This is a genomic window from Streptomyces sp. NBC_00009 (assembly GCF_045040855.1).
In the GTDB taxonomy this organism is placed as follows: Bacteria; Actinomycetota; Actinomycetes; order Streptomycetales; family Streptomycetaceae; genus Streptomyces; species Streptomyces aureus.
In genome coordinates, this window is sequence record NZ_CP108312.1 from 6,515,835 (window position 1) to 6,538,873 (window position 23,039).

Consider the following 23,039-nt stretch of genomic DNA (forward strand, 5'->3'; position numbering starts at 1 on the left):
CTACTGCGTCGGCGGGACCTGCGCACTCAGCAGGGTCTGCAGACGCGTCGTACGCGGCTTGGCCGGGACCTCGGCCACGGCGCGCGGCAGGGCCGCGTCCGCGCCGTGCACCACCGAGAGGTGCCGCTCACCGCGGCCGAACGCCGTGTACACCCACGGGCGGCTCAGCGCCTGCGTCGCGTCGCCCGGCAGCACGACCACCGCCGCGGGCCACCGAAGCCCCACCGCCTGGTGCGCGGTCAGCGCCCACCCGTGCCGCACGGTCCGCTCCACCGCGTCCTGCGGTACGACGACCGGGGTCCCGGCGCAGTCCAGGTGCAGTCCCTCCGCGTCGGCCCGCACCACCCGGCCGGGCACCGTGCGGCCAGGGGCCGGTACGTACGCGATCCGGTCGCCCGGGTCGAAGCCGCCGAAGCGGCCGGGGCCGGGGTTGAGGCGCTCCTTGAGGGCCGCGTTCAGCGCGCGCGTCCCGGCGGCGCCCCCGTGACCCGGGGTGATGACCTGGGTCTGCTCGGAGGGCACGCCGATCGCCCGCGGCACCGAGTCGGCGACCAGCTGTACGGCCCGGTGGATCGCCTCGGCGGCGTCGCGCACCGGCACGATCACCACCTCCTTGCCGGGGGCCGCCACCTCGTTCAGCTCGCCCACGCCGATGCCGGAGACCAGCTCGCCGACCGGGCCGGGGTCCGGGGTGCGGGAGGCGATCTGGGGGCACACGCGGGCCGCGAGGAGATCCGCGAAGACCCGGCCGGGGCCCGCGGACCACAGGACGGACGGGTCGCCGCTGAGGACGAGCCGCGCGCCGTCCGGGAGCGACTCGGCCAGCATCGCGGCCGTCTCCACGTCGAGCTGCGGCGCGTCCAGGACCACCAGCAGGTCCACCGCGAGCGCGCCGTCCCGGTCCCGGCCAGGGCCCTCGGTGCCGGACAGCAGGCCGGACACGGTGACCGCGGTGCCCTCCGGGGTGCCGGGGCCGAAGTGCTCGGCGAGGCGGCGCCGCCCGTCGACGCTGTGCGCCGCGGAGCACACGCGCAGGCCTAGGCGCGCCGCGGCCTGGACCAGTGCGGCGGGCTCGGCGCGGGCCGCCTCGGCGCCCGTGTGCAGGACGAGGCCGTGTCCGGCGGCCGCCCTGATCAGCTCGGCGGTGGAACCGGCGGCCGCCGCAGCGGCCGGCTCCCAGTCCGCGAGGGCCTGCGAACTGTCTTCCTTGGAAAGGGAGTTGACCAGCCGGGCGAGCGCGTCGGCGAGGCTCTCCTCGGCCAGCGCGTACCGCTCGAGGCCGACGAGCACCCGGACCGGCCGCTCGGCTTCGTCACCGTCCTGCGAGCCGTCCTGCGAGTCGTCCTCCGAGCCGTCCTGCGCTGCGGTCTCCTGGCTGCTCTCCGGGGCGCGGGCGTGCCCACCGGGCGGCTCTTCCAGCGCGTCCTGGAAGACGAGCGCGTCGCCCTCCGCGATGGCGCTCTGCACCGCCTCGTCCGGGTCGGGCACGGCGCGCTTGCCCAGCGCCTGAGCGAGCAGTGGCGCGTCCAGGGCGGTGTGCCCCGCGACCGCGGCCTGTTCCAGCAGCCATACGGTGACGGCACGGCCCCTGCGCTCGTCGTCGGGGCCGCACTCGGCGCCGAGCAGCGCGCGGGCGAAGCCGTCCGCCTGCTCGGGGCGCACGCCCGGGATCCGCAGAAGCTGCCAGGGGTCTTCCCGGAGCGCGCTGTCCGCGCCCTCGCCGAGCGTCGCGGCGGCGGGTGCGGCGAGCGAGGCGGGGGCGCCGCCCTCGGCCAGGAGGGCCCGCACGGCGTCGACGGCCTCCGCGGCCGGTTCGGCAGGCCCCGCGGGCGCGGCGGCCGGTGCACGGCGGACGGGCTCGGCGACGACCTTGCGGGGAGCCGGTGCCGGCTCGCTGAACACGGTGGCGGGCCGCTCACCGCTCTCGACGGCCCTGACCGCGGCGAGGAGATCAGCGGCCGTACCGCTCAGCTTCCCCCCGGCCGCGATGGGCCCTTCCTTGGCCGCCTTCCGCTGGGCGATCCGCTCCTGCAACTCCCGCTGCGCGGCGATCTCGGCAGCGGCCTCGGACTCGCCCTCGCCTTCGGCGGCGGGCTCCGCGGCGGGGGCGCCGGCATCGGCTCCCTCGTCCGTCTCGGCCGGATCAGGGGTGGCGGCCCCTTCCTCGGCGCCGGATTCCTCGGGGCCGGTTTCCTCGGGGCCGGTGGCCTCCGCGCCTTGCCCGGCGCGGGGCGCGTCGGTGTCGGCCGGGCCCGGGTGGCCCTCCGCGGCAGCGGGCTCCGTACTCACAGCGTGCTCCAGTCCTGATCGGGATAGCGGTGCACGGGCGCCGACACGTCGTCGAGCGCCTGGCAGATCTCGTCAGGAAGACTAAGGGCCTCCACTGACAATGCCGCCGTGAGCTGCTGCGAGTTGCGCGCGCCGATGATGGGGGCGGCCACCCCGGGCCGGTCGCGGATCCAGGCGAGGGCGACCTGGAGCGGCGTCACCGCGAGGCCGTCCGCCGCCGTGGTGACCGCGTCGACGATGCGGGTCGCGGCGTCGTCGAGGTACGGCGCGACGAAGGGCGCCATGTGGTCGGACGCGCCCCGCGAGTCGGCAGGCGTGGCGTTGCGGTACTTGCCGGTGAGGACCCCGCGGCCGAGCGGTGACGACGGGAGCAGACCGATACCGAGGTCGAGCGATGCGGGCAGGACCTCCCGTTCGACCCCGCGCTGGAGCAGGGAGTACTCCATCTGCGTACTGGCGAGCCGGGTGCGTGTCCCCGGTGCGGCCAGCTGCCATGTGCCGGCCTTGGCCAGCTGCCAGCCGCAGAAGTTGGAGACGCCGGCGTACCGGGCGCGGCCGCTGCTCACCGCTATGTCGAGGGCCTGGAGCGTCTCGTCGAGCGGGGTGGCCGGGTCGAAGGCGTGGACCTGCCACAGGTCGACGTAGTCCGTGCCGAGGCGGGCGAGGGACGCGTCGAGGGCGGAGAGGAGATGGGCGCGCGAGCCGTCGAAGCGGCGGTCCGGGTCGGGCACACTGCCCGCCTTCGTCGCGATGACCAGATCGCGCCGCGGCACGAGGCCCTCGACGAGCTGCCCGAGGAGATACTCGGCCTCCCCGCCCCCGTAGACATCGGCCGTGTCGACGAGTGTGCCGCCCGCTTCCCAGAAGGTCTTCAACAGGTCCGCGGCGTCGTGCTCGTCGGTGTCGCGGCCCCATGTGAGGGTGCCGAGCCCGATCCGGGACACGCGCAGGCCGGTGCGGCCGAGATGCCTCTGCTCCATGGGCGCTGAGATTACTGGCCGGAAGTCGGTTATTGGGGGCCTGTGGACAACCGGCCTCTGCCGACCCCCGAACCGGCGCGCTAGGGTGCCCGGACAAAGGACGTTACTGATCAGTAAGGGGATCGGCCATGGAGCTCGGCATCAACCTCGGTTACTGGGGCGCCGGAATGGACGCGGACAACCTGGCCGTCGCACGGGAGGCCGACAAGCTCGGCTATGCCGTCTGCTGGGCCGCGGAGGCCTACGGCTCTGACGCGCCCACGGTGCTCTCCTACGTCGCCGCGCAGACCGAGCGCATCGACATCGGCTCCGCCATCATGCAGATCCCCGCCCGCCAGCCCGCGATGACCGCGATGACGGCCGCGACCCTCGACTCCCTGTCCGGCGGCCGCTTCCGCCTCGGCCTCGGCGTCTCCGGCCCGCAGGTCTCCGAGGGCTGGTACGGCGTGAAGTTCGACAAGCCGCTCGCCCGCACCCGCGAATACGTCGACATCGTGCGCCGCGCGATGGGCCGCGAGCGGCTGTCGTACGAGGGTGAGCACTGGACGCTGCCGCTGCCGGGCGGCCCGGGTAAGCCGCTCAAGCTGACCGTGCACCCGCAGCGCGAGCACATCCCGCTCTACATCGCGGCGATCGGCCCGAAGAACCTGGAGCAGACCGGCGAGATCGCCGACGGCGCTCTGCTGATCTTCCCGGCCGCCGAGCACCTGGAGGAGACCGCCCTGACGCACCTGCGGGCGGGGCGCGAGAAGGCCGGCAAGACCCTGGAGGGCTTCGACGTCGTCCCGACGCTGCCCCTCGCGCTCGGCGCCGACAAGGACGTGCCCGCGCTCGCCGACATGTTCCGCCCGTACACCGCCCTGTACGTCGGCGGCATGGGCAGCCGGAAGCAGAACTTCTACAACCAGCTCGCCCAGCGCATGGGCTACGAGAAGGAAGCCGCCGAGATCCAGGACAAGTACCTGGGCGGCGACAAGGAGGGTGCGGGGGCCGCGGTGCCGCACCAGCTGATCGACTCGACGACGCTGCTCGGCTCCGTGGAGCGGATCGCCGAGCGGATGCAGGCCTACGCGGCTGCCGGGGTGACGACCCTGACGCTGGCACCCGCCGGCTTCACGCTCGACGAGCGGATCGCGGCCCTGCGGGCCGGCACCGAGGCCCTTGAGCGGGCCGGACTGGCGTAACGCGGGGGAGAGGGAAAGTTCTGCGGCCGTGGTGGGGGCTCGGGGGTCTTCCCCGCCACGGCCGTCACGGGTAACAACGTCTCATCGGGCACCTGGTTACGCCCCGAGACCCTCTCTCGGGGTCCTTCCTTCGGCCGAGTGGCCCCACACAGCTGTTGCCCGGTCCGGCATGCCGTATTTGACTCGTTTTCGGCGGAACCCCGCACGGAACGCGCGGCGCGCACGGAGGTGCCAGAGATGCTGTCGGCCAAGAGTCTGTTCCAGGAGATCCTCGACGACGACGAGTCTTTCCGGCTCTTCTGCTCCATCGCGGCGAGCGGGGAGTCGCAGGGAGGCTGGGAGAACGGCCGTATCGCCATGCTCGTCCCCCTCAGCGAGCGGGACCTCGCGCCCAAGGTGGCGCGGCACGGCGCCGACGAGGACAAGCACGGGCGGATCTTCAACGCACTGATGAAGAAGCGCGGCCTGCAACCCGTGGACGTACCGCCGGAGACCGACTACACGATGCTCCTGGAGAAGCACGGCATCGGCCTCGCGCACCAGCAGCTCAAGGCCGACGAGCCGCTCACCGTGCGGGACGTCGTCACGTATCTCGCCCACAGCCGGGTCACCGAGCAGCGGGCCTCCGAGCAGATGGACGTGCTGCGCAAGTACTTCGCGGACGACCCCGACATCGGCCGCGCGGTGAAGATGATCTCGGCCGACGAGGACAACCACCTCGCGTACTGCCACGAGGAGCTGCTGCGCTTCGCGTACGCGGGCCACGGCCGCGACATCCAGCGCATCCTGCGCGAGTGCGCCCTGGAGGAGATCCGCGTCTACCGCGACGTCAGCCTCGCCGTGATGGAGCACATGGGGCACATCCTGGGCTGGCCGAAACCCAAGGCGGCCCTGCTCGCGGCCGGCATCCATGCCGTGTACGCGTACGAACGCCTGGTCGGCTGGCGGCGGATGGTGTCCCTGGAGATGCCGGAGCGGCGCAACGCGCTGGGCGGGCCCGCGACGAGCGCCGTCGAGTTCGCGTAGGCCCCCGCGGGAGGCGCGCACTACAGCCAGCCGCGCCGCTTGAACGTCCGGAACAGCAGAAGTTCCAGGGAGAGCATCGCGAGGATCACGATCGGATACGACCACAGCCAGTGCAGCTCCGGCATGTGGTCGAAGTTCATGCCGTAGATGCCCGCGATCAGGGTCGGGACCGCGGCCATGGCGGCGTACGCCGAGATCTTGCGCATGTCGTCGTTCTGCCGCACGCCCATCTGCGCCAGGTGCGCCGCCAGGATGTCCGAGACGAGCCGGTCGAGGGCGTCCACCGACTCGTTGACGCGCAGGAGGTGGTCGCTGACGTCGCGGAAGAACGGCCGCGCCGAGTCGTGCACGAAGGGCACGGACCCAATGGACTGGCCGGTTCCGGAAAGCCGGGCGATCGGGAGCAACAGCGGGCCCGTGGCCCTGCGGAACTCCAGGATCTGGCGCTTGAACGTGTAGATCCTGGACGCCGTGTTGCGCGAGCCGCCCCCTTCCGGCGAGAACACCTCCGCCTCCAGCTCCTCCATGTCGGTCTGGAGCTCGGTCGCGACCTCCAGGTAGTGGTCGACGGTCGCGTCGGCGATCGAGTACAACACCGCTGTCGGCCCGTACCGCAGCACGTCGGGGTCGGCTTCCAGCCGCTTGCGTACGGCCTTCAGGGGTGCGCCCTCGCCGTGCCGGACGGTCACCACGAACGAGTCGCCCATGAAGAGCATGACCTCACCGGACGAGACCTTGTCGCCGTCCGGCTCGTACACGACCGGCTTGAGCACCACGAACACCGAGTCGTCGTACACCTCCAGCTTCGGCCGCTGATGCGCCTTGAGCGCGTCCTCGACGGCCAGCGGATGCAGCCCGAACGCCTCGCTGACCCGATCGAACTCGTCCTCCGCCGGCTCGTGCAGGCCGATCCAGACGAAGGAGTGGCCCTCGGCCCGGGCCTCGGCGAGCGCGTGGGAGAAGTCCGCGGGCCCCTCGGTCCTGCGCCCGTCGCGATAGATGCCGCAGTCGACGATCACGCTTCGCATTCTTCCCAGGGGGCGACCGGGCCGCATGTCGCACTGGGCCTAGGCTGGCCCGCATGCCCACGCTGATCCTCGTCCGGCACGGACGCTCCACCGCCAACACCGCGGGCCTGCTCGCCGGGTGGACCCCCGGTGTGTCCCTCGACGAGCGCGGCGCCGCGCAGGCCGCCGCGCTGCCGGAGCGGCTCGCCGCGGTGCCCCTCGCCGAGATCGTCACGAGCCCCCTCCAGCGCTGTCAGGAGACCCTGGCCCCGCTGCTCGCCGCCCGCCCGGAACTCACCCTGCACACCGACGACCGCATCGGCGAGTGCCACTACGGCGACTGGTCGGGCCGCAAGCTCGCCGAGCTCGTCGACGACCCGCTGATGGAGGTCGTGCAGCAGCACCCGTCGGCCGCCGCGTTCCCCGGCGGCGAATCCATGCGGGCCATGCAGCACCGGGCCGCGGAGGCCGTACGCGAGTGGAACGCGCGCGTGGAGCGCGACCACGGCCCGGACGCCGCCTATCTGATGTGCTCCCACGGCGACATCATCAAGTCGCTCGTCGCGGACGCCATAGGGCTTCATCTGGACCTCTTCCAGCGCATCTCCGTGGAGCCCTGCTCGGTCACGGCGATCCGCTACACCCGGCTCCGCCCCTATCTCGTCCGCCTCGGCGACACCGGCGACTTCGCGTCGCTCGCCCCGCGCGAGAAGCCGGCCGAGGGGGACGCCCCGGTCGGGGGCGGTGCGGGCGCCCCGTGATCGTCCGCCGCAGTAGGGTGAAGCCGTCGCAGTAACTGCAGTTGTTGCCGCGCCCGATCAAGCAGTCGGTCCCAGCAGTCGATTCCAATGGAGACAGGACGTGTCCCGTCAGGTGTTCCTCTACGACCCCCCGGAGCGCTTCGTGGCCGGCACGGTCGGGCTCCCTGGGCGCCGCACCTTCTTCCTCCAGGCCTCGGCCGGCGCCCGTGTGACGAGTGTGGCCCTGGAGAAGACCCAGGTCGCCGCCCTCGCCGAGCGCATGGACGAGCTCCTCGACGAGGTCGTGCGCCGCAGCGGCGGGAACGCGCCGGTGCCCGCCGTCGTGCCCACGGAGATCCACGACACCGCGCCTCTCGAGGCGCCCGTCGACGAGGAGTTCCGGGTCGGCACGATGGCCCTCGCCTGGGACGGCGAGGAGGAGCGGATGATCGTCGAGGCGCAGGCGCTCGTCGAGCTCGACGCGGACTCCGACGAGGACCTCGCGGAGGCCGAGGAACGGCTGCTCCAGGACGAGGAGAACGGCCCCCCGATGCTGCGGGTCCGGCTCACCGGCGTGCAGGCGCGCGCGTTCGCCAAGCGCGCCCTGGACGTCGTGAACGCGGGGCGTCCGCCGTGCCCCCTGTGCAGTCTGCCGCTCGACCCGGAGGGACACGTATGCCCGCGTCAGAACGGATACCGGCGAGGAGCGTGACCGTCTCGGACGCGGACCTCCTCACCAGGGGCGAGCTGGCGGTCCAGGGGCGCATCCGTGAGGCGTCGAACGCGGTGCTCCTGTGCACGGTCACCCACGCGGGCCGTGCGGCGTCGTGCGTGTACAAGCCCGTCGCCGGCGAGCGCCCCCTGTGGGACTTCCCCGACGGCAACCTCGCCCGGCGCGAGGTCGCCGCCTACGAGGTCTCCGAGGCCCTCGGCTGGAGCCTCGTACCGCCGACCGTGCTGCGCGACGGGCCGTACGGCGAAGGCATGTGCCAGCTCTGGATCGACCAGCCCGAGGAGCCCGCCGAGGGTGCTGAGCTGCTCGCTCTCGTGGAGGGCGAGGAGGCGGGCGACGGCTGGAAGGCCGTCGGGTTCGCGGAGGTCGGCGAGGGGCGCACGGCGCTGCTCGTGCACGCCGACGACGTACGGCTGCGGCGCCTCGCCGTGCTGGACGCGGTGATCAACAACGGCGACCGCAAGGGCGGCCACCTCCTGGTCGACGCCGAGGGGCGCCTGTTCGGCATCGACCACGGCGTCTCCTTCAACACCGAGGACAAGCTGCGCACGCTCCTGTGGGGCTGGGCGGGGGAGCCCCTGACCGGAGAGGCGACCGAGGCCCTGAAGGCGCTCACGGGCGCCCTGGGGACCGGGAAACCCCTCGCGCTGCGGCTCGCGGAGCTGATCACCGAGGCCGAGCTGGACGCCGTACGCGCACGGGTCGACTCGATGCTCACGACCGGGAAGCACCGGGCGCCGAGCGGGGAGTGGCCGGCCATCCCGTGGCCGCCCGTCTGAGCCGGCCCCTCTGAGCCGGCCTGTTCGAGCCCTGCCGTCCGCGTCGTCCGGGGGCGCATGTCAGTGGCTGCGGCTACGTTCGAAGAGACCCCCAGGGGATCCTCAGAACGGAGGCCACGCCGTGAAACTGATCGTCGAGGACCGGATCGACCGGCCTGTGAAGGACGTGTTCAACTCCATCGTGAGCCCGGAGGAGCTGTCCAGCTTCTTCACGTCGGACGCCTCCGCCCCGATGATCCCCAACACCACGGTGACCTGGCGTTTCGGCCATGTCGACGCGACCTTCGACGTCGAGGTCGGGCCCGTGGAGACGGACCGGCTGATCTCGTGGAGCTGGCCCGGGGGAGACGTGACCATCGAGCTGGAGCGGGCCGACGACGGCGCGGCCACCCTTCTCACGATCACCGAGCAGCCCATGGGGCAGAGCCTGGAGGGCGCCGCGCGTGCCGTCGGGCAGACCCAGGGGTGGACATACTTCGTGACGGGACTCAGAGCCCATCTGCTGCACGGCATCCGCCACTTCGGACTCTCGGGCGCCATCCGTGCCACCGTCGAGGCCTGACATGGCACCCGAGCGGACCGCAAGAGGGCCTTCCCGGCCATCGGACCCGGTCCGGTTCGTATGCGGAAGCTCCGTCCGGTTAGGCTCATGGCATGCATGCCTGGCCCGCTTCTGAGGTCCCCGTCCTGCCTGGCAAGGGCCGCGACCTGAGGATCCACGACACCGCGACCGATGGCCTCGTCACCCTCGAGCCCGGTCCCGTCGCCCGTATCTACGTCTGCGGGATCACCCCGTACGACGCGACCCATATGGGTCACGCGGCGACCTACAACGCGTTCGACCTCGTTCAGCGCGTGTGGCTCGACACCAAGCGGCAGGTTCACTACGTCCAGAACGTGACGGACGTCGACGATCCGCTGCTCGAGCGCGCGATCCGTGACGGCGTCGACTGGACCGGACTCGCGGAGCGCGAGACCGCCCTCTTCCGCGAGGACATGACCGCCCTGCGGATGCTGCCGCCGCAGCACTACATCGGAGCCGTCGAGGCGATACCCGGCATCGTGCCGCTCGTCGAACGGCTCCGGGACATGGGCGCCGCCTACGAGCTCGAGGGCGACGTCTACTTCTCCGTCGAGACCGACCCCCACTTCGGCCAGGTCTCCCGCCTGGACGCCGCGGCGATGCGGCTGCTGTCCGCCGAGCGGGGCGGTGACCCGGACCGCCCGGGCAAGAAGAACCCGCTCGACCCGATGCTGTGGATGGCCGCCCGCGAGGGCGAGCCGAGCTGGGACGGCGGCTCGCTGGGCCGCGGCCGGCCCGGCTGGCACATCGAGTGCGTCGCCATCGCCCTCGACCACCTGGGCATGGGCTTCGACGTGCAGGGCGGAGGGTCCGATCTGGCCTTTCCGCACCACGAGATGGGCGCCTCGCACGCGCAGGTCCTCACCGGCGAGTTCCCGATGGCCAAGGCGTACGTCCACGCCGGCATGGTCGCGCTCGACGGCGAGAAGATGTCCAAGTCCAAGGGCAACCTCGTCTTCGTCTCGAAGCTGCGGCGCGACGGGGTCGACCCGGCCGCGATCCGTCTCGCGCTCCTCTCGCACCACTACCGGGCCGACTGGGAGTGGACCGACCAGGTCCTGAGCGACGCCGTCGAGCGGCTCGGCCGGTGGCGTGCCGCCGTGTCCCGCCCCGACGGTCCGTCCGCCGCGACGCTCGTCGAGGAGATCCGCGAGGCGCTGTCGAACGACCTCGACGCACCGTCCGCGCTCCTCGCGGTGGACCGCTGGGCCGCCCTTCAGACGGAGCAGGGCGGCACGGACGAGGGGGCGCCCGGCGTGGTGTCCCGCGCGGTCGACGCCCTGCTGGGAGTGGCGCTCTAGACACCTCGGTCCCGGGCCCGGTCCCGGGGTATACATCCCTCAACCGCCCCCGAACTCCACGGAGTTCGGGGGCGGTCACGTGTGCCCGTGCGACAGCAGGCGCACAGCGAAGGGGCGGGCACACCATGTGTGCACCGCCCCTGCTGAGCCGTCTTCGTCCTACTCCGGCGAGTCCTCGGAGGAATCGTCCCCGGAGTCCGAGGGCGTGTCCGTGTCACCCGTCCCGCCGGGGGTTTCCGTGCCCGGATCGGGGCGCTGGGGCCGCGGCGGCCGGGTGCGCTCGCTCGGGGTGTCCCGCAGGTACGACGCCGTGTCGCCGCCGTCCGTCGCGTGGCCGGCCGGACCGCCCGCAGGGCCGCCGCCGTCCCTGCGCCGCAGATAGCGCTCGAACTCGCGGGCGATCGCCTCGCCGGACGCCTCGGGAAGCTCCGCGGTGTCCCGGGCCTCCTCCAGCGACTGCACGTACTCGGCGACCTCGCTGTCCTCCGCCGCCAGCTGGTCCACGCCCAGCTGCCACGCCCGGGAGTCCTCGGCCAGCTCGCCCAGCGGGATGCGCAGGTCGATCAGGTCCTCCAGGCGGTTGAGCAGGGCCAGCGTCGCCTTCGGGTTCGGCGGCTGCGACACGTAGTGCGGCACCGCCGCCCACAGGGAGACCGCGGGGACGCCCGCGTGCGTGCAGGCCTCCTGGAGGATGCCGACGATGCCCGTCGGACCCTCGTACTTGGTCTCCTCCAGGTCCATGGTGCGCGCCAGGTCCGCGTCGGACGTGACGCCGCTGACCGGCACGGGCCGCGTGTGCGGGGTGTCGCCGAGCAGCGCGCCCAGGATGACGACCAGCTCGACGCCCAGCTCGTGCGCGAAGCCGAGCAGCTCGTTGCAGAACGAACGCCACCGCATCGACGGCTCGATGCCCCGGACCAGGACCAGGTCGCGCGGCTTGTCGCCGCCGACCCTGACCACGGAGAGCCGGGTCGTCGGCCAGGTGATCTTGCGCACGCCGCCGTCGAGCCACACCGTCGGCCGGTTGACCTGGAAGTCGTAGTAGTCCTCGGCGTCGAGCGCCGCGAACACCTCGCCCTTCCACTCCTTGTCGAGATGCGCGACCGCGGCGGAGGCGGCGTCACCGGCATCGTTCCAGCCTTCGAACGCGGCCACCATGACCGGGTCGACCAGCTCGGGAACTCCCTCGAGCTCGATCACCCAGCGCCTCCTTCCGACGTTCCCCCAGTGCCCTCATGGCCTGGGGGGACCCCCATCGCGTACCTGCCCACCTTACGGCGTCCGCGAGGGCCATCCGCAGCCCCCTTGTACGGGGGAGTGACCGGATCACTGCCCCGCAATGCGCCCTCGCACTCCCCCTTCACGCCCGTAGCGGAACCGGCCGTGCGGCCGGGCTCAGAGCGTGGAGCGCAGCCACTGCTCCACGCTCGCGATGTGCACCGTCGCCCAGGACCGCGCCGCCTCCGCGTCACCGTCGCGCAGCGCCGCCAGAATCGCCCGGTGCTCGTGCAGGGTCCGGCTGACCGCGTCCTCCTGCGTCAGGCCGCGCCAGACGCGGGCGCGGGTCGTCGGTCCTGACAGGCCGTCGAGGAGCGAGCACAGGACCGAGTTGCCCGAGCTCTGCACGATGCCGCGGTGGAACTCCAGGTCGGAGGCGACCAGTTCCTCCACGGAGGGCGCGGCTCCGAGCGCGTCCAGCTGGGCCGCGAGCGCGTCGAGCCGGGCCTCGTCGATCCGGGTGGCTGCCATCGCGGTCGCGGCCGGCTCCAGGATGCGGCGCACGGCGAGGAATTCGAGGACGGTGTCGTCGCGGTGGAAGTCGACGACGAAGCTCAGGGCTTCGAGGAGGAGCTGAGGGTCGAGGCTCGTGACGTACGTCCCGTCGCCCTGGCGCACGTCGAGGATGCGGATGAGGGACAGGGCGCGTACGGCCTCGCGCAGGGAGTTGCGGGACAGGCCGAGGTCGGCGGCGAGTTCGCTCTCCTTGGGGAGCCGGTCGCCCGGGCGCAGGGCGCCGGAGACGATCATGCCCTTGATCTTCTCGATGGCCTCGTCGGTGACAGCCATGGCGGCCTCCCTGTCCTCGGTTGGAGCGCCACCGTCTGGAGCGCCAATACCTCCGATGTATCGGCCCATTATGTGGGTAGTGAGGGGGCGCGCGGTGCCGGTGCCGGCGTACTCGTACCGGCACCGCGCCCGGACGTCAGCCCGCGGCGCCCGCCTGGGCCTGCGCGGCCGCCCGGTACATGCGGCGCAGGCGTACCACGCCCAGGTCGTGCTGGTAGAGGTTCTCGCGCTGGTCGGCGTCCGCCGGCATGGCCTCCAGCATCACGCGGTCCTGTTCGAGCACCTCCCAGTGGCGCTCCTCGATGAGGGTCTTGTAGAGGAAGCGCCAGGTGTCGCGCTGCCAGCCCTCGACCCGGCGGTAGCGCCAGAAGAAGACGCCGCAGCGCTGCTCGTCGACCGGGCAGACCATGCCGACGATCCCGAACGGGCCGCCGGGACCGGCCGACGGCGGGTACGGGATGGACAGGTCGACCCAGTCGATGCCGGTGTGGCACAGCTCGACCCAGTCGAAGTTGACGCCCCGCTGGTCGGTCTTCTCGAAGAAGTAGCCCCGGTCGGTCTCCCGGATACGGAACTTGGCCGTCGTGTCACCGTCAAACATGGTGTGCGAGTCGTGGTGCAGGAACGCGCCGTGCATCGGGTCGAGGAGGTTCTCGACGGCGTAGCGCCACGGCACCTCCCACTCCGCGTAGCACAGGATCGCTTCCGTGCCGGGGTCGGTGAGCGGCTCGGGGGGCTTCAACTCGGCCGGTTCCGGGTGCTGTTCGTCGCCGAAGTAGGCGAGGATTGCGCCGCCCACCTCGCGCACGGGCAGCGACCTGACGAGCTTCTTGCCCTCCAGGTTGCAGCCGGGCAGGCCGGGCACCGAGGAGACGGTGCCGTCGCCCTCGACCTCGACGCCGTGGTACCAGCACGCCACCCGGTCGCCGAGGTGTTTGCCGAGCGACAGGGGCGCGCCGCGGTGCGGGCAGCGGTCCGCGAGCATGGACAGCGTGCCGTCGGAGCGGCGGAACAGGAGCCACTGCTCGCCGAGCGCGGTCACCTTGCGCATGGCGCCGGGCGCGACGAACGAGGACGGCACGACGGGGTGCCACTGGTTGCGCAGGCCCGTCGCGTAGATGTGGTCGGCGGTCATCGGGGTCACGCTCCCAGTCGGTGCATCTCGGCGCGGAACGAGTCCTCGGTCCACGGGGCGCCGTCGGGGGCGTGGACCTGGCGGGCGTTCAGCCCACGGATGACGTCGGCGAGTTCGTGGCCGTCCTTGGTGAAGACCTCTTCGAGGGTGGCGGCCAGCTTGTACTCGTAGGGGGTGGGTTCGTGCGTACGGGACTGGTGGACGTCCAGGTACGGCCAGGTGGTGGTCACACGTGCCTCCAGGGAAGGGGTTACAGGTCGAGGGCCAGGCGGCCGGAGGCGCAGCGCGAGACGCAGATCATCATCGAGGCGCCCGCGGCCCGTTCGGCGTCGGAGAGCAGGAAGTCGCGGTGGTCGGGCGTGCCGTCGAACACCCGGGTCTCACAGGACCCGCAGATCCCGTCGCGGCAGGAGCTGGCCACGTCCAGGCCGGCCGCCTCCGCCGCCTCCAGGATCGACGTGTCGGCGCCGACGGTGAGCGTGAGCCCGGAGGTGCGGCACTCGACCTCGAAGGCCTCGTCGTCCGCGGACCGCTCGACGACCGGGGCCGCGAACCGCTCGACGCGCAGCCGGTCCGCCGGGCAGAGGGCCTCGATGGCGGCGAGCAGCGGCTCGGGACCGCAGCAGTACACGAGCGTCCCCTCCGGCAGCCCGGCGAGAGCGGACGCGAGGTCGATGTGGCCCTGCTCGTCCTGCGGCACCACTGTCAGATCGCCGCCCAGCGCGGTCAGTTCGTCGACGAACGCCATCGACGCACGGCTGCGACCGCCGTACACCATGCGCCACGCGGCGCCCCGGCGCGCGGCCTCGCGGGCCATCGCGAGGATCGGCGTCACACCGATGCCGCCCGCGACGAAGACGTAGCCCGGCGCGTCCTCCAGCGCGAAGTGGTTGCGCGGCGCCGACACCGTGACGCGCCCGCCGGGGCGCAGCTTCGTGTGCACATGGCGCGAACCCCCGCGCGACGACGGCTCGTTGAGGACGCCGATGCGGTACGACGCCGGGGTGCGCGGGTCCGAGCACAGGCTGTACTGGCGGACCTGCCCGCCCACGTGGACGTCGAGGTGCGCGCCGGGCTCCCAGGCGGGCAGGGGCTTGCCGTCCGGGTGGGTCAGCTCGACGGAGAGGACGCCGTCGGCCTCCCAGGTCATGCGGTGTACGAGGAGGTCCAGGAGGGTCTCGTCGGTTGCGGTCATGGCTGCGGGGCCTCCCTACGCGGTGGGGATCTTCACGGGCGGGGTGAACGGGTTCTTCATCGGGCCGAGCGCCGCGAGGTCGACCTCGACGAGCGTCGGCCCGTCGGAGGCGACGGCCTCGCAGATGACGGGCTCCGCATGCTCGGCGGCGGCGATCCGCAGATACGGCAACCCGCAGGCCCGGGCCAGGAGTTCGAAGTCGGGCGTGGCGAGGTCGACGCCGGAGCGGCGGTCGCTGTGCCGGTCCTGCATGTTGCGCAGGACGCCGTAGCCGCCGTCGTTGAACACGAGGAGGGTCAGGCGGGGGCGCTCCTGGGCGAGGGTGAGCAGTTCACCGAGGTGCACGGCGAGCCCGCCGTCACCGGCGATGACGACCGTGGGCGCGTCGGGCCTGGCGAGCGCGGCCCCGATGCCCATGCCGAGGCCCTGCCCGATGCCGCCGCCGCGCGGGAAGACGTTGTCGCGCGGGTCGTACATGTCGAGGAGCCGGTTGCCCCAGCTGCTCGACGGGATGGTGACGTCGCGGGCGACGACTGCCTCGCGGGGGAGCGCGGCCCGGATCGCGTCGCAGATGGCGGCCTGCGGGCCGATGTTGTCGTGCAGGGTGGCGCGCACCTCGTCGCGGACCGTGGTGGCCCGCGCCGTCCAGCCCGGCTCGGCGGGCTTCGCGTACGGGAGCAGCCGCTCCAGTACGCCGGCGGCGTCGCCGTGCAGCGCGTGCGGGGCCGGGTACACACGGCCGAGCGCGTCCGCGTCCAGGTCGATCTGGATGTGGGCGGCGGGGAGATCGAGGCCGTAGTCGGCGGTCTCGTTGGACCGGAAGTGGGTGCCGATCGTGAGCAGCACGTCGGCGTCGGCGAGCAGGGCGCGCCCGGCCGGCGTCGTCGCGAAGTTGCCGACGACCTGCGGGTGGTCCTCGGGGACGGCGCCGCGCCCGGAGTTGGAGGTGATCAGCGCGGCGCCGGTCGCGGCGAGGAGGTCCGCGAGCTGGGTACGGGCGCGCGTGGCACCGCCACCGGCCCAGATCACCGGCCGCTCGGCCGAGGCCAGCAGGGCGCCCGCGGCGGCGAGTTCGTCGTCACCGGGCGCGGGCACGGAGGCCTCCGTGAACTCCTCCACGGCGGTGTCGGTCTGGGCCGCGTACTGGAGGTCGACCGGCCACTCCACGCTAGCGGGGCCGCCCGGCGCGGTGAGCGCGACGCGGGCCGCCTCGCGCAGGATGCGGCCCGCCGCGTCGGTGGACGGCACGGTCGCGGCGTACTTGGAGACCGCCGTCAGCATGCCCAGCTGGTCCTTGGTCTCGTGGATGAAACCGCGGCCGCTGCCCAGGAACTCCGACTCGACCTGCCCGGTGATGTGCAGGACGGAGGTGCCGGACGCCAGCGCCTCGATCAGGGAGCCGGCCGCGTTGCCCGCGCCCGTCCCGGTCGAGGTGAGGGCGCAGCCGAGCGTGCCGCCGGCCCTGCCGTAGGCGTCCGCCGCGTTGACGGCGGACGCCTCGTGCCGCACGGGCACGAACCGCAGTTCACGGTCGACGGCCTCGACGAGCGGCAGGTTGTGCACGCTGACGATCCCGAAGACCGTGTCGATGCCCAGTTCCCGCAGAACGGCGACGAGGAGATCGCCTCCGGTGTCGTAACGCATGGTGGTCTCCTCAGAGGATGGAGCGGCCGACTCCGCCGCAGACGTCGATGCTGGTTCCGGTGATGTACGAGGCACGCGGCGAGAGCAGCGCGACGATCGCGTACGCGACCTCCTCGGCCCGGCCGAGCCGCCCGAGCGCGATCCCGCGGTCGGCGGCGAGCTCCGCCTGCCAGTCCTCGTAGGAGAGCCCGGACTCCGCGGCGGCGTGCCGGCGGGTCCACTGGCCGGTGTCGACGAGGCCGAGGCAGACCGAGTTGACGCGGATCCCCTCGGGGGCGAGCTCGGTGGCGAGGGACTTGGAGAGGTTGAGGATGCCGGCGCGGGCGGCGCTCGTCGTGATCAGCCGGGTCTCCGGCTGCTTGGCCAGGACCGCGTTGACGTTCACGACGGAGGCGGCGTCGGACGCGGCGAGATGGGCGCGGGCGGCGTGCAGCGGGTTGAGGACGCCGGAGAACTTCAGCTCCAGCTCGTCGCGCCAGTCCTCGGCGGTCGACTCGTCGAGGCTCTTCATGCGGGACTGGCCCGCGTTGTTGACGAGCCCGTCGAGGCCCCCGAAGGTGCCGGCGGCATGCCGGACGAAGTCCCGTACGGCCGTCGCGTCCCGCACGTCGCAGACGCCGGTCAGGAGGCGGTCGCTGCCGAGGCGCGCCGCCGCCTTCGCGAGGCGGTCGGCGTCACGGCCGCAGGTCGCGACGCGCGCGCCCTCGTCCAGAAGGGCGCGGACCGTGGCCAGGCCGACGCCCGAGCTGCCGCCGGTGACCAGGACGGTCCGGTCGGCGAGGCCCAGATCCATGATTCTCCTTCAAGGCGCGTAGCGCCGTAGTACGCTGCGACTCTGCCTCGGTAGCGGTCAGGGCTTGGCCGTCATGAGGGATCTTGATCCCGAATGAGAAGCCGCCTCGCTCGCGAGGGGGAGGAGTCACAACTCTGCACTCCTGTGGTGCAGGTCAGTTCATCGTGAAGCCGCCGTTGACGGCGATCACTTGTCCGGTGAGATAGCGGGACTCCTCGCCGAGCAGGAAGGCGACGAGACCGATGAGGTCGCCGGGCTCCTGCGGCCGCGAGATGGCCCGGCCCGAGCGGTACAGCTCGTGCCGTTCCTCGGGGACGGTCTCGGTGGCCTCGCACTCGGTGAGGCCGGGCGCGACCGCGTTGACGGTGATGCCCTTGTCGCCGAGTTCCCTGGCCATCGCCCGGGTCAGCGCGATGACCGCGCCCTTCGAGGCGATGTAGTGGGCGAGGCGGGGCGAGCCGTAGAGCGCGGCGTCCGAGGCGACGTTCACGATCCGGCCCGGCGAGCCGAAGAGGGGGTACAGGGCCTTCGACACCAGCCAGGGGCTGCGGGCGTTGACCGTCATCAGGCGGTCCCACACCTCGACGTCGATGTCCTGGAACTCCTTGCCGCCGACGCCGTTGGCGAGAGCCGCGTTGTTGATCAGGCCGTACAGCGGACCCAGATCCCGTACGCGACCGGCGAGTTCGTCGACCGACTCGGGATCGGCCACGTCGCAGCGCACGAAGTGGGCGTCGAGCCCGTCACTTCGCAGTCCCTCGGCCGCGTGGGTCCCGCGCTCGGTGTCGAGCTCGGCGACCACGACGCGGAAGCCGTCCTCGGCGGCCCGGCGGGCCATGGCCAGTCCCAGGCCACGGCCCGCCCCGGTGACGACGACGGTGCCGGCGCCCCCTGAGGGGTCAGTCACGGGTGACACCGTGCATCGGCGAGTGCTCCGGGTACGTCGGGACCTGCGGCTTCTGCGTGCCGATGACGACGCAGAACAGGGCGTCGGTGTCGCCCTCGTTCTTCAGGGACCGGGCCACGCCCGCCGGGACGACGATCATGTCGCGGTAGCCGAGGGTGCGGTACTCGACCTCGTCGGCGCCGCGGTGGATGCCGACGCGGACCTGGCCCTCCAGGACGAAGAAGGCCTCCTCGACGTCGTGGTGGGTGTGCTCGGGGCCCTCGGCGCCGGGCGGAAGCAGCATGTTGGAGAAGGTGAAGCCGCCGGAGGGGAGGATCCGCGAGTCGTTCTCGTGGTTGCCGGTGGCGCCGGAGCCGACGTAGCGGATCTGGCCGCGGCGGTACTGCGGGCCCGCCTTCTCCTGGAAGGAGAGCGTGTTGAAGTCCGCGACACGGGACTCCTTGGTGGCGATGAGCGAGTCGGTGTACTTGCCGAGGTCGCTGCCGTTGTCGTAGTCGGTGGTGGCCAGAGGCATGGCTGGACTCCTACTCGGGGATGCGGGCGGTGATGCGGAGGTGGGACAGGACCCACGCGTCGAAGCGCGCGGGCTGTTCCTGGTTGGCCAGGTGACCGGCGTCCTTGACGATCACGTAGGCGGTCTTGTGGAGGGCGCCGGCGAGGACCTGCGAGGCCTCGACACCGGTGACCTGGTCCTGGTCGCCGCACAGGACGAGCGTGGGCGCGGCGATCGCGGGCAGCTCGGCCCGCAGGTCGGCGGAGGCCATGGACTCGGCGGCGTAGGCGTAGCCGGGCAGGCGCACGGACCCGGCCATGGTGTCGACGACGCGCTGTACGAGTTCCTCGGGCGCCCCGCCGGACACGAGCCGCGGTCCGCGCTTCTCGGCGAAGGCGCGCGGTCCGAGCTCGGCCAGCTCGGCGGCCCGCGCCCGCATGCCCTCGGCCTTGGCGGGGTCCGTGCCGGAGCCCGCACTGGAGTCGGCGACGACGAGGGACTCGACCAGATCCGGGTGGCGGGCCGCGAGCCGCAGCGCGATCACCCCGCCCCAGGAGACACCGAGGACGTGCGCGCGTCCGCCGCGCTCCCGGATGAGCTCGGCCGCCGCATCCGCGAACCCGTCCAGGTCCAACGGCCCTTCCGGATCCGGCGACTTGGCGTAGCCGGGCGCGTCCCAGGCCACGACCCGCGCGTACGCGGACAGCTCGGCGAGCTGCGGGGCGAACGCCGCCGACGAGGAGCCGATGCCGTGCAGGCACAGCAGCAGGGGGCCGTGGTCGCCCGCCTCCTCGACATGGACGGCGCTCACAGGATCTGGCCCGTCCGCCCGGCCAGCGCCGCCAGGCTGCGCAGCACCGCGTACGGCACGACCTGGCTGGTCGCGGGGTTGCCCGGGTCCGGCAGGTGCGCGACGTCGAAGCGGTACGCGCCGTGCGCGCCGGACGCCTCGACGACGTGCCGCGTGTGGCGGGCGCCGGGGTCGGCGACGACCCGGACCCGCACAGCGTCCAGGTCGCCGACGGCGAGGGCGACCGAGGCGGCCACGTTCGTCGACTTGGGGAACTTCACGGGGATGTCGCGCGCCGTGCCGGACATGACCTCGACGGGCCCGGTCGCCGTCCGCAGCCTGGACAGCAACTCTTCGTCCATCCAGGGCTGTTCGAGGGTGGACGGGAGCTTGGTGGTGGTGAGCCGCACCTCGTCGAGGGGGCCGAGGGAGCGCACCGCCTGGAGAAGGTCGAGCCCGCCGACCGCGCCGCCGGTGAAGTACACCCGGCCGGGCCCGGCCGCGAGCAGCCGCTTGGCCAGCTCGTCGTCGGTGAGGGCGCCGGTCGACGCGACCAGGAGGTCGGTCCCGGAGACGAGGACCCGCTCACCCCATTCCCGTACGACGCCCTGCCCGGCCGCCTCCACGATCAGGTCGCAGCACTCCAGGGCCTCTTCGAAGGAGAGCTGGGGCGCGGGGGCCGTGTCCCCGAGCGGGCGGTTGTCGATGATGCACGTCAACTCGGCGCCGGGGATCCGCTGTTCGGCGAGGGCGGTGCCGACGACGCGGCCGATCGCGCCCCAGCCGACGAGGCCCACCTTGCGTACCGTGCTCATGCGGAGACCTCCAGGGAAGCGGATGCGAGCGGGCCGGGATCGGGTGATCCCGCCATGTGACAGCGGATCTCCTTGGACGGCGGGCCCGCCGTGCCCCACAGGTCGGACAGCTCGGGCACGCGCCGCCACACCCGCGCGATCCAGGCGTCCTCGACGATCTGCGCGACCTCGGACGTGTACTCGCACACGAGGCCGGACGGGTCGGTGAAGTAGGAGAAGGTGTTGTTGCCGGGGCCGTGGCGGCCCGGGCCCCACTGCGGGTCGATGCCGTGGTGCTTGAGCCGGCCGAGCCCGCGCATGAAGTGGTCGACCGAACTCATCTCGTACGCCACGTGGTTGAGGGAGGCCCACTCGGCCTGGTTGAACGCGATGCAGTGGTGGTCGGCGTTGCAGCGCAGGAACGCCATCTGGTGCTCGGACCAGTCGGAGACGCGCAGGCCGAGGACGTCGCAGTAGAACGCGACGGAGGCGTCGATGTCGGCGGTGTTCAGGACGGCGTGCGTGACCCCGACGGGGACGGCGGCGTCCCTGCCGCGCGGCGCGACCGCCTCGACCTGCGCGCTGATCTCCACGAGCCGCTGCTCGGGGTCGGTGAAGCGCAGGCCGTAGCCGCCGCCCACCTGGTCGAGCGGTCCGGGGCCGAAGACCGGGGTGATCCCGCGGGCCTCCAGGCGCCGGGCCGCCTCGTCGACCTCGGCGGGCGTGGCGACGGCGAACGCGAGCCGGCCGAGTCCCGTGCGGTCCGCGTGGGTGAGGTGCAGGACGTGGTGCTCGTCGCCGGTGCCGCGCAGCCAGGCCGCCGCGCCGCGCTCCGCCTCGACGGTCCGCAGGCCCCAGACCTCCTCGTAGAAGTCGGCGGCCTCGGTGAAGGCGGGGGTGAGCAGCTCGACGTAGCGCAGGGAGCGCAGGCGGGCGACGGGTCCTGGCGATGGGTGGGGCATGAGTGTCTCCAGACGACGGGGCGCGGTCAGTTGGCCCAGGGCAGGGGCGCGTCCGAAGTGCCCCAGTACAGGGACTTCTGGCGCTGGTAGGCGCGGATGGCGTCGCGGCCCTTCTCCGTACCGAGACCGCTGTCCTTCATCCCGCTGAACGGGGTGGACGCGCTGAACTGCTTGTACGTGTTGATCCAGACCGTCCCCGCCTCGATCCGGCGGGCCAGGCGCCACGCGGCCCGGTGGTCGCGGGTCCAGATCCCGCAGGCGAGCCCGTAGACGGAGTCGTTGGCCTGGCGGACCAGGTCGTCCTCGTCGTCGTAGGGCAGGGCGACCAGGACGGGCCCGAAGATCTCCTCCTGGCAGGTCCGTGAGGTGTTGGGGAGCCCGTCGAGGACGGTGGGCAGGTAGTACGCGCCGTCCCGGTAGGTCTCGCCCTCGGGCGCCCGGCCGCCGCACAGCACCCGGGCGCCCTCCGAGCGGGCCAGATCGACATAGGCGGCGACGGAGTCCCGGTGCCGGTGGTGGACGAGGGGGCCCACCTGGGTGTCGGAGTTGGTGCCAGGTCCGACGCGCAACTTCCTTACCCGCTCGACGAGTTCGCCGACGAAGCTGTCGTAGATCTCGCGTGCGACGAAGAGCCGCGAACCGGCGATGCAGGACTGGCCGCTGGACGAGAAGATCCCGAACATCACGCCCGCCAGGGCCTGCTCGACGTCCGCGTCCGCGCCCACGATCGTCGGCGACTTGCCGCCGAGTTCGAGGGAGGCGGGGATCAGCTTCGAGGCCGCCACTGCCGCGATGGACCGGCCGGTCTCGGTACCGCCGGTGAAGCCGATCCTGGTCACCAGGGGGTGGTGCACGATCGCGTCCCCGACTACCCGGCCGCTGCCGGGCAGGACCGACAGCAGGGCGGTGGGCAGGCCGAGTTCGCCGAGCGCGCGGTGGATCAGACGGCCGAGTGCGAGGGAGACCAGCGGGGTCCAGGCGGCGGGCTTGAGCAGGACGGCGTTGCCGCCGGCGAGGGCGGGCGCGATCTTCTGCGCATCGCTGGCGACCGGCGAGTTCCAGGGGTTGATCGCGCCGACGACGCCGATCGGCTCGTACACGCTCATCGTCACGTACGGGCCGCGGGACGGGGTGAGGGTCTCCTCGGCCGTCTCCAGGGCCGCCGCCATGTACCGGAAGGTGCCGGCCGCGCTGAGCGCGAGGGCCTTCGTCTCGGTGAGGGTCTTGCCGGTGTCGGCGGTCTGGAGGGCGGCGAGCTCGTCGGCCGCCTCCTCCGTCAACTCCGCGATGCGGTAGAGGAGTCGGGCCCGCTGGTGGGGGAGCAGATCGCGCCAGGCCGGGTCCGCGACGGCGAGCGCGGCGGCCCGCGCTGCCTCGTCGACCTCTTCGGCGGACGCGGAGTGGACGGTGGCGAGCACCTGGCCGGTCGCCGGGTCGACGGTCTCGACGGGCTCACCCGCGCCGCGTCGCCACTGGCCCGCGATCAGGATGTCGGTGGAGATGTCGTGAGGCACGGGCGGGACCTCCGGGGGTCTACGGCCTACGGGCGAGGGGGGAACGTTCAGCTCGGCGATGCCTGAGCGCTGAAGTGCTAGAAATCTAAGGGCTTAACTAATTTCCCGCAAGACCCCTCGGTG

The 23,039-nt window shown here is 72.6% G+C and carries 23 protein-coding genes; 7 read left to right on the forward strand and 16 right to left on the reverse strand.

From position 1 onward, the window contains the following. Together OHA58_RS29440 and OHA58_RS29445 are read right to left on the reverse strand one after the other, a co-directional pair. On the reverse strand, positions 1-2,289 hold the full coding sequence (locus OHA58_RS29440; protein ID WP_405482536.1) for a helix-hairpin-helix domain-containing protein: 2,289 nt from the start codon (positions 2,287-2,289) through the stop codon (positions 1-3). After that, positions 2,286-3,269, reverse strand: coding sequence for an aldo/keto reductase (locus tag OHA58_RS29445; RefSeq protein ID WP_405482538.1), 984 nt, complete (start codon positions 3,267-3,269; stop codon positions 2,286-2,288). The genes OHA58_RS29440 and OHA58_RS29445 overlap by 4 nt, the downstream gene beginning before the upstream one ends. 128 nt (positions 3,270-3,397) lie before the next feature. Between OHA58_RS29445 and OHA58_RS29450 the strand changes: the two genes are divergently transcribed. Next, entirely contained in the window at positions 3,398-4,453 is a 1,056-nt protein-coding gene (locus OHA58_RS29450) for an LLM class F420-dependent oxidoreductase (RefSeq protein WP_405482539.1), read from the forward strand. 237 nt (positions 4,454-4,690) lie between these two features. Further along, the gene (locus OHA58_RS29455; protein ID WP_405482540.1) at positions 4,691-5,479 is read left to right on the forward strand and encodes a ferritin-like domain-containing protein; all 789 of its coding nucleotides are present in this window, start codon (positions 4,691-4,693) and stop codon (positions 5,477-5,479) included. Between the two features lie 20 nt (positions 5,480-5,499). Here OHA58_RS29455 and corA read toward each other — a convergent pair whose 3' ends face one another. Next, positions 5,500-6,498, reverse strand: coding sequence for a magnesium/cobalt transporter CorA (corA, locus tag OHA58_RS29460; protein ID WP_405482542.1), 999 nt, complete (start codon positions 6,496-6,498; stop codon positions 5,500-5,502). A 62-nt stretch (positions 6,499-6,560) separates the two neighbouring features. Between corA and OHA58_RS29465 the strand changes: the two genes are divergently transcribed. From OHA58_RS29465 to mshC, 5 genes are all read left to right on the forward strand, one after another. Continuing rightward, positions 6,561-7,247, forward strand: a complete 687-nt coding sequence (locus OHA58_RS29465; protein WP_405482543.1) for a histidine phosphatase family protein — start codon at positions 6,561-6,563, stop codon at positions 7,245-7,247. 100 nt (positions 7,248-7,347) lie between these two features. Then, positions 7,348-7,938 carry a DUF3090 domain-containing protein gene (locus OHA58_RS29470; protein WP_266566185.1) on the forward strand — a complete coding sequence of 197 codons (591 nt, stop codon included), beginning with the start codon at positions 7,348-7,350 and terminating at the stop codon, positions 7,936-7,938. Next, positions 7,902-8,738: an SCO1664 family protein gene (locus OHA58_RS29475; RefSeq protein ID WP_405482545.1), complete on the forward strand. Its 837-nt coding sequence runs from the start codon at positions 7,902-7,904 to the stop codon at positions 8,736-8,738. Before OHA58_RS29470 ends, OHA58_RS29475 begins: the two co-directional genes overlap by 37 nt. A gap of 121 nt (positions 8,739-8,859) precedes the next feature. Then, positions 8,860-9,300, forward strand: a complete 441-nt coding sequence (locus OHA58_RS29480) for an SRPBCC domain-containing protein (protein WP_405482546.1) — start codon at positions 8,860-8,862, stop codon at positions 9,298-9,300. 92 nt (positions 9,301-9,392) lie between these two features. Continuing rightward, positions 9,393-10,622 carry a cysteine--1-D-myo-inosityl 2-amino-2-deoxy-alpha-D-glucopyranoside ligase gene (gene mshC, locus OHA58_RS29485; protein WP_405482547.1) on the forward strand — a complete coding sequence of 410 codons (1,230 nt, stop codon included), beginning with the start codon at positions 9,393-9,395 and terminating at the stop codon, positions 10,620-10,622. Positions 10,623-10,781: 159 nt separating this feature from the next. Here the strand turns inward: mshC and OHA58_RS29490 are convergent, their stop codons facing one another. The 13 genes from OHA58_RS29490 to OHA58_RS29550 all read right to left on the reverse strand — a co-directional run bounded on the left by OHA58_RS29490 (position 10,782) and on the right by OHA58_RS29550 (position 22,916). Next, positions 10,782-11,822, reverse strand: a complete 1,041-nt coding sequence (locus OHA58_RS29490; RefSeq protein WP_405482549.1) for a PAC2 family protein — start codon at positions 11,820-11,822, stop codon at positions 10,782-10,784. Between the two features lie 195 nt (positions 11,823-12,017). After that, entirely contained in the window at positions 12,018-12,689 is a 672-nt protein-coding gene (locus OHA58_RS29495) for a FadR/GntR family transcriptional regulator (RefSeq protein ID WP_116503058.1), read from the reverse strand. Between the two features lie 136 nt (positions 12,690-12,825). Beyond that, on the reverse strand, positions 12,826-13,824 hold the full coding sequence (locus OHA58_RS29500; protein ID WP_405482551.1) for a Rieske 2Fe-2S domain-containing protein: 999 nt from the start codon (positions 13,822-13,824) through the stop codon (positions 12,826-12,828). Positions 13,825-13,829: 5 nt separating this feature from the next. Further along, complete coding sequence (locus OHA58_RS29505; protein WP_100599058.1) at positions 13,830-14,054, reverse strand: recombinase-like helix-turn-helix domain-containing protein; 225 nt, start codon at positions 14,052-14,054, stop codon at positions 13,830-13,832. Between the two features lie 20 nt (positions 14,055-14,074). Then, positions 14,075-15,019, reverse strand: coding sequence for a PDR/VanB family oxidoreductase (locus OHA58_RS29510; protein ID WP_405482553.1), 945 nt, complete (start codon positions 15,017-15,019; stop codon positions 14,075-14,077). Between the two features lie 15 nt (positions 15,020-15,034). After that, the gene (locus OHA58_RS29515; RefSeq protein WP_405482554.1) at positions 15,035-16,663 is read right to left on the reverse strand and encodes a thiamine pyrophosphate-binding protein; all 1,629 of its coding nucleotides are present in this window, start codon (positions 16,661-16,663) and stop codon (positions 15,035-15,037) included. 10 nt (positions 16,664-16,673) lie between these two features. Continuing rightward, positions 16,674-17,456 (reverse strand): SDR family oxidoreductase, encoded by a 783-nt coding sequence (locus tag OHA58_RS29520; RefSeq protein WP_405482555.1) that lies wholly within the window; start codon positions 17,454-17,456, stop codon positions 16,674-16,676. A gap of 154 nt (positions 17,457-17,610) precedes the next feature. Beyond that, on the reverse strand, positions 17,611-18,363 hold the full coding sequence (locus tag OHA58_RS29525) for an SDR family oxidoreductase (RefSeq protein WP_405482557.1): 753 nt from the start codon (positions 18,361-18,363) through the stop codon (positions 17,611-17,613). Beyond that, positions 18,356-18,877, reverse strand: coding sequence for a cupin domain-containing protein (locus tag OHA58_RS29530; RefSeq protein WP_405482558.1), 522 nt, complete (start codon positions 18,875-18,877; stop codon positions 18,356-18,358). The genes OHA58_RS29525 and OHA58_RS29530 overlap by 8 nt, the downstream gene beginning before the upstream one ends. Before the next feature lie 10 nt (positions 18,878-18,887). Next, complete coding sequence (locus OHA58_RS29535) at positions 18,888-19,667, reverse strand: alpha/beta fold hydrolase (protein ID WP_382607082.1); 780 nt, start codon at positions 19,665-19,667, stop codon at positions 18,888-18,890. After that, positions 19,664-20,461, reverse strand: coding sequence for an aspartate dehydrogenase domain-containing protein (locus tag OHA58_RS29540; protein ID WP_405482561.1), 798 nt, complete (start codon positions 20,459-20,461; stop codon positions 19,664-19,666). The genes OHA58_RS29535 and OHA58_RS29540 overlap by 4 nt, the downstream gene beginning before the upstream one ends. Beyond that, the gene (locus tag OHA58_RS29545; protein WP_405482562.1) at positions 20,458-21,402 is read right to left on the reverse strand and encodes a VOC family protein; all 945 of its coding nucleotides are present in this window, start codon (positions 21,400-21,402) and stop codon (positions 20,458-20,460) included. Before OHA58_RS29545 ends, OHA58_RS29540 begins: the two co-directional genes overlap by 4 nt. Before the next feature lie 26 nt (positions 21,403-21,428). Continuing rightward, positions 21,429-22,916, reverse strand: a complete 1,488-nt coding sequence (locus tag OHA58_RS29550; RefSeq protein WP_405482564.1) for an aldehyde dehydrogenase — start codon at positions 22,914-22,916, stop codon at positions 21,429-21,431. Between the last annotated feature and the right edge of the window lie 123 nt (positions 22,917-23,039).

What these genes read in the sequence shown, in the direction of transcription:
- OHA58_RS29445 (WP_405482538.1), bottom strand. Translation starts at nt 3,269, where the DNA reads ATGGAGCAGAGGCATCTCGGCCGCACCGGCCTGCGCGTGTCCCGGATC.
- OHA58_RS29450 (WP_405482539.1), top strand. Translation starts at nt 3,398, where the DNA reads ATGGAGCTCGGCATCAACCTCGGTTACTGGGGCGCCGGAATGGACGCG.
- OHA58_RS29455 (WP_405482540.1), top strand. Translation starts at nt 4,691, where the DNA reads ATGCTGTCGGCCAAGAGTCTGTTCCAGGAGATCCTCGACGACGACGAG.
- OHA58_RS29465 (WP_405482543.1), top strand. Translation starts at nt 6,561, where the DNA reads ATGCCCACGCTGATCCTCGTCCGGCACGGACGCTCCACCGCCAACACC.
- OHA58_RS29475 (WP_405482545.1), top strand. Translation starts at nt 7,902, where the DNA reads ATGCCCGCGTCAGAACGGATACCGGCGAGGAGCGTGACCGTCTCGGAC.
- mshC (WP_405482547.1), top strand. Translation starts at nt 9,393, where the DNA reads ATGCATGCCTGGCCCGCTTCTGAGGTCCCCGTCCTGCCTGGCAAGGGC.
- OHA58_RS29495 (WP_116503058.1), bottom strand. Translation starts at nt 12,689, where the DNA reads ATGGCTGTCACCGACGAGGCCATCGAGAAGATCAAGGGCATGATCGTC.
- OHA58_RS29500 (WP_405482551.1), bottom strand. Translation starts at nt 13,824, where the DNA reads ATGACCGCCGACCACATCTACGCGACGGGCCTGCGCAACCAGTGGCAC.
- OHA58_RS29510 (WP_405482553.1), bottom strand. Translation starts at nt 15,019, where the DNA reads ATGACCGCAACCGACGAGACCCTCCTGGACCTCCTCGTACACCGCATG.
- OHA58_RS29515 (WP_405482554.1), bottom strand. Translation starts at nt 16,663, where the DNA reads ATGCGTTACGACACCGGAGGCGATCTCCTCGTCGCCGTTCTGCGGGAA.
- OHA58_RS29520 (WP_405482555.1), bottom strand. Translation starts at nt 17,456, where the DNA reads ATGGATCTGGGCCTCGCCGACCGGACCGTCCTGGTCACCGGCGGCAGC.
- OHA58_RS29530 (WP_405482558.1), bottom strand. Translation starts at nt 18,877, where the DNA reads ATGCCTCTGGCCACCACCGACTACGACAACGGCAGCGACCTCGGCAAG.
- OHA58_RS29540 (WP_405482561.1), bottom strand. Translation starts at nt 20,461, where the DNA reads ATGAGCACGGTACGCAAGGTGGGCCTCGTCGGCTGGGGCGCGATCGGC.
- OHA58_RS29545 (WP_405482562.1), bottom strand. Translation starts at nt 21,402, where the DNA reads ATGCCCCACCCATCGCCAGGACCCGTCGCCCGCCTGCGCTCCCTGCGC.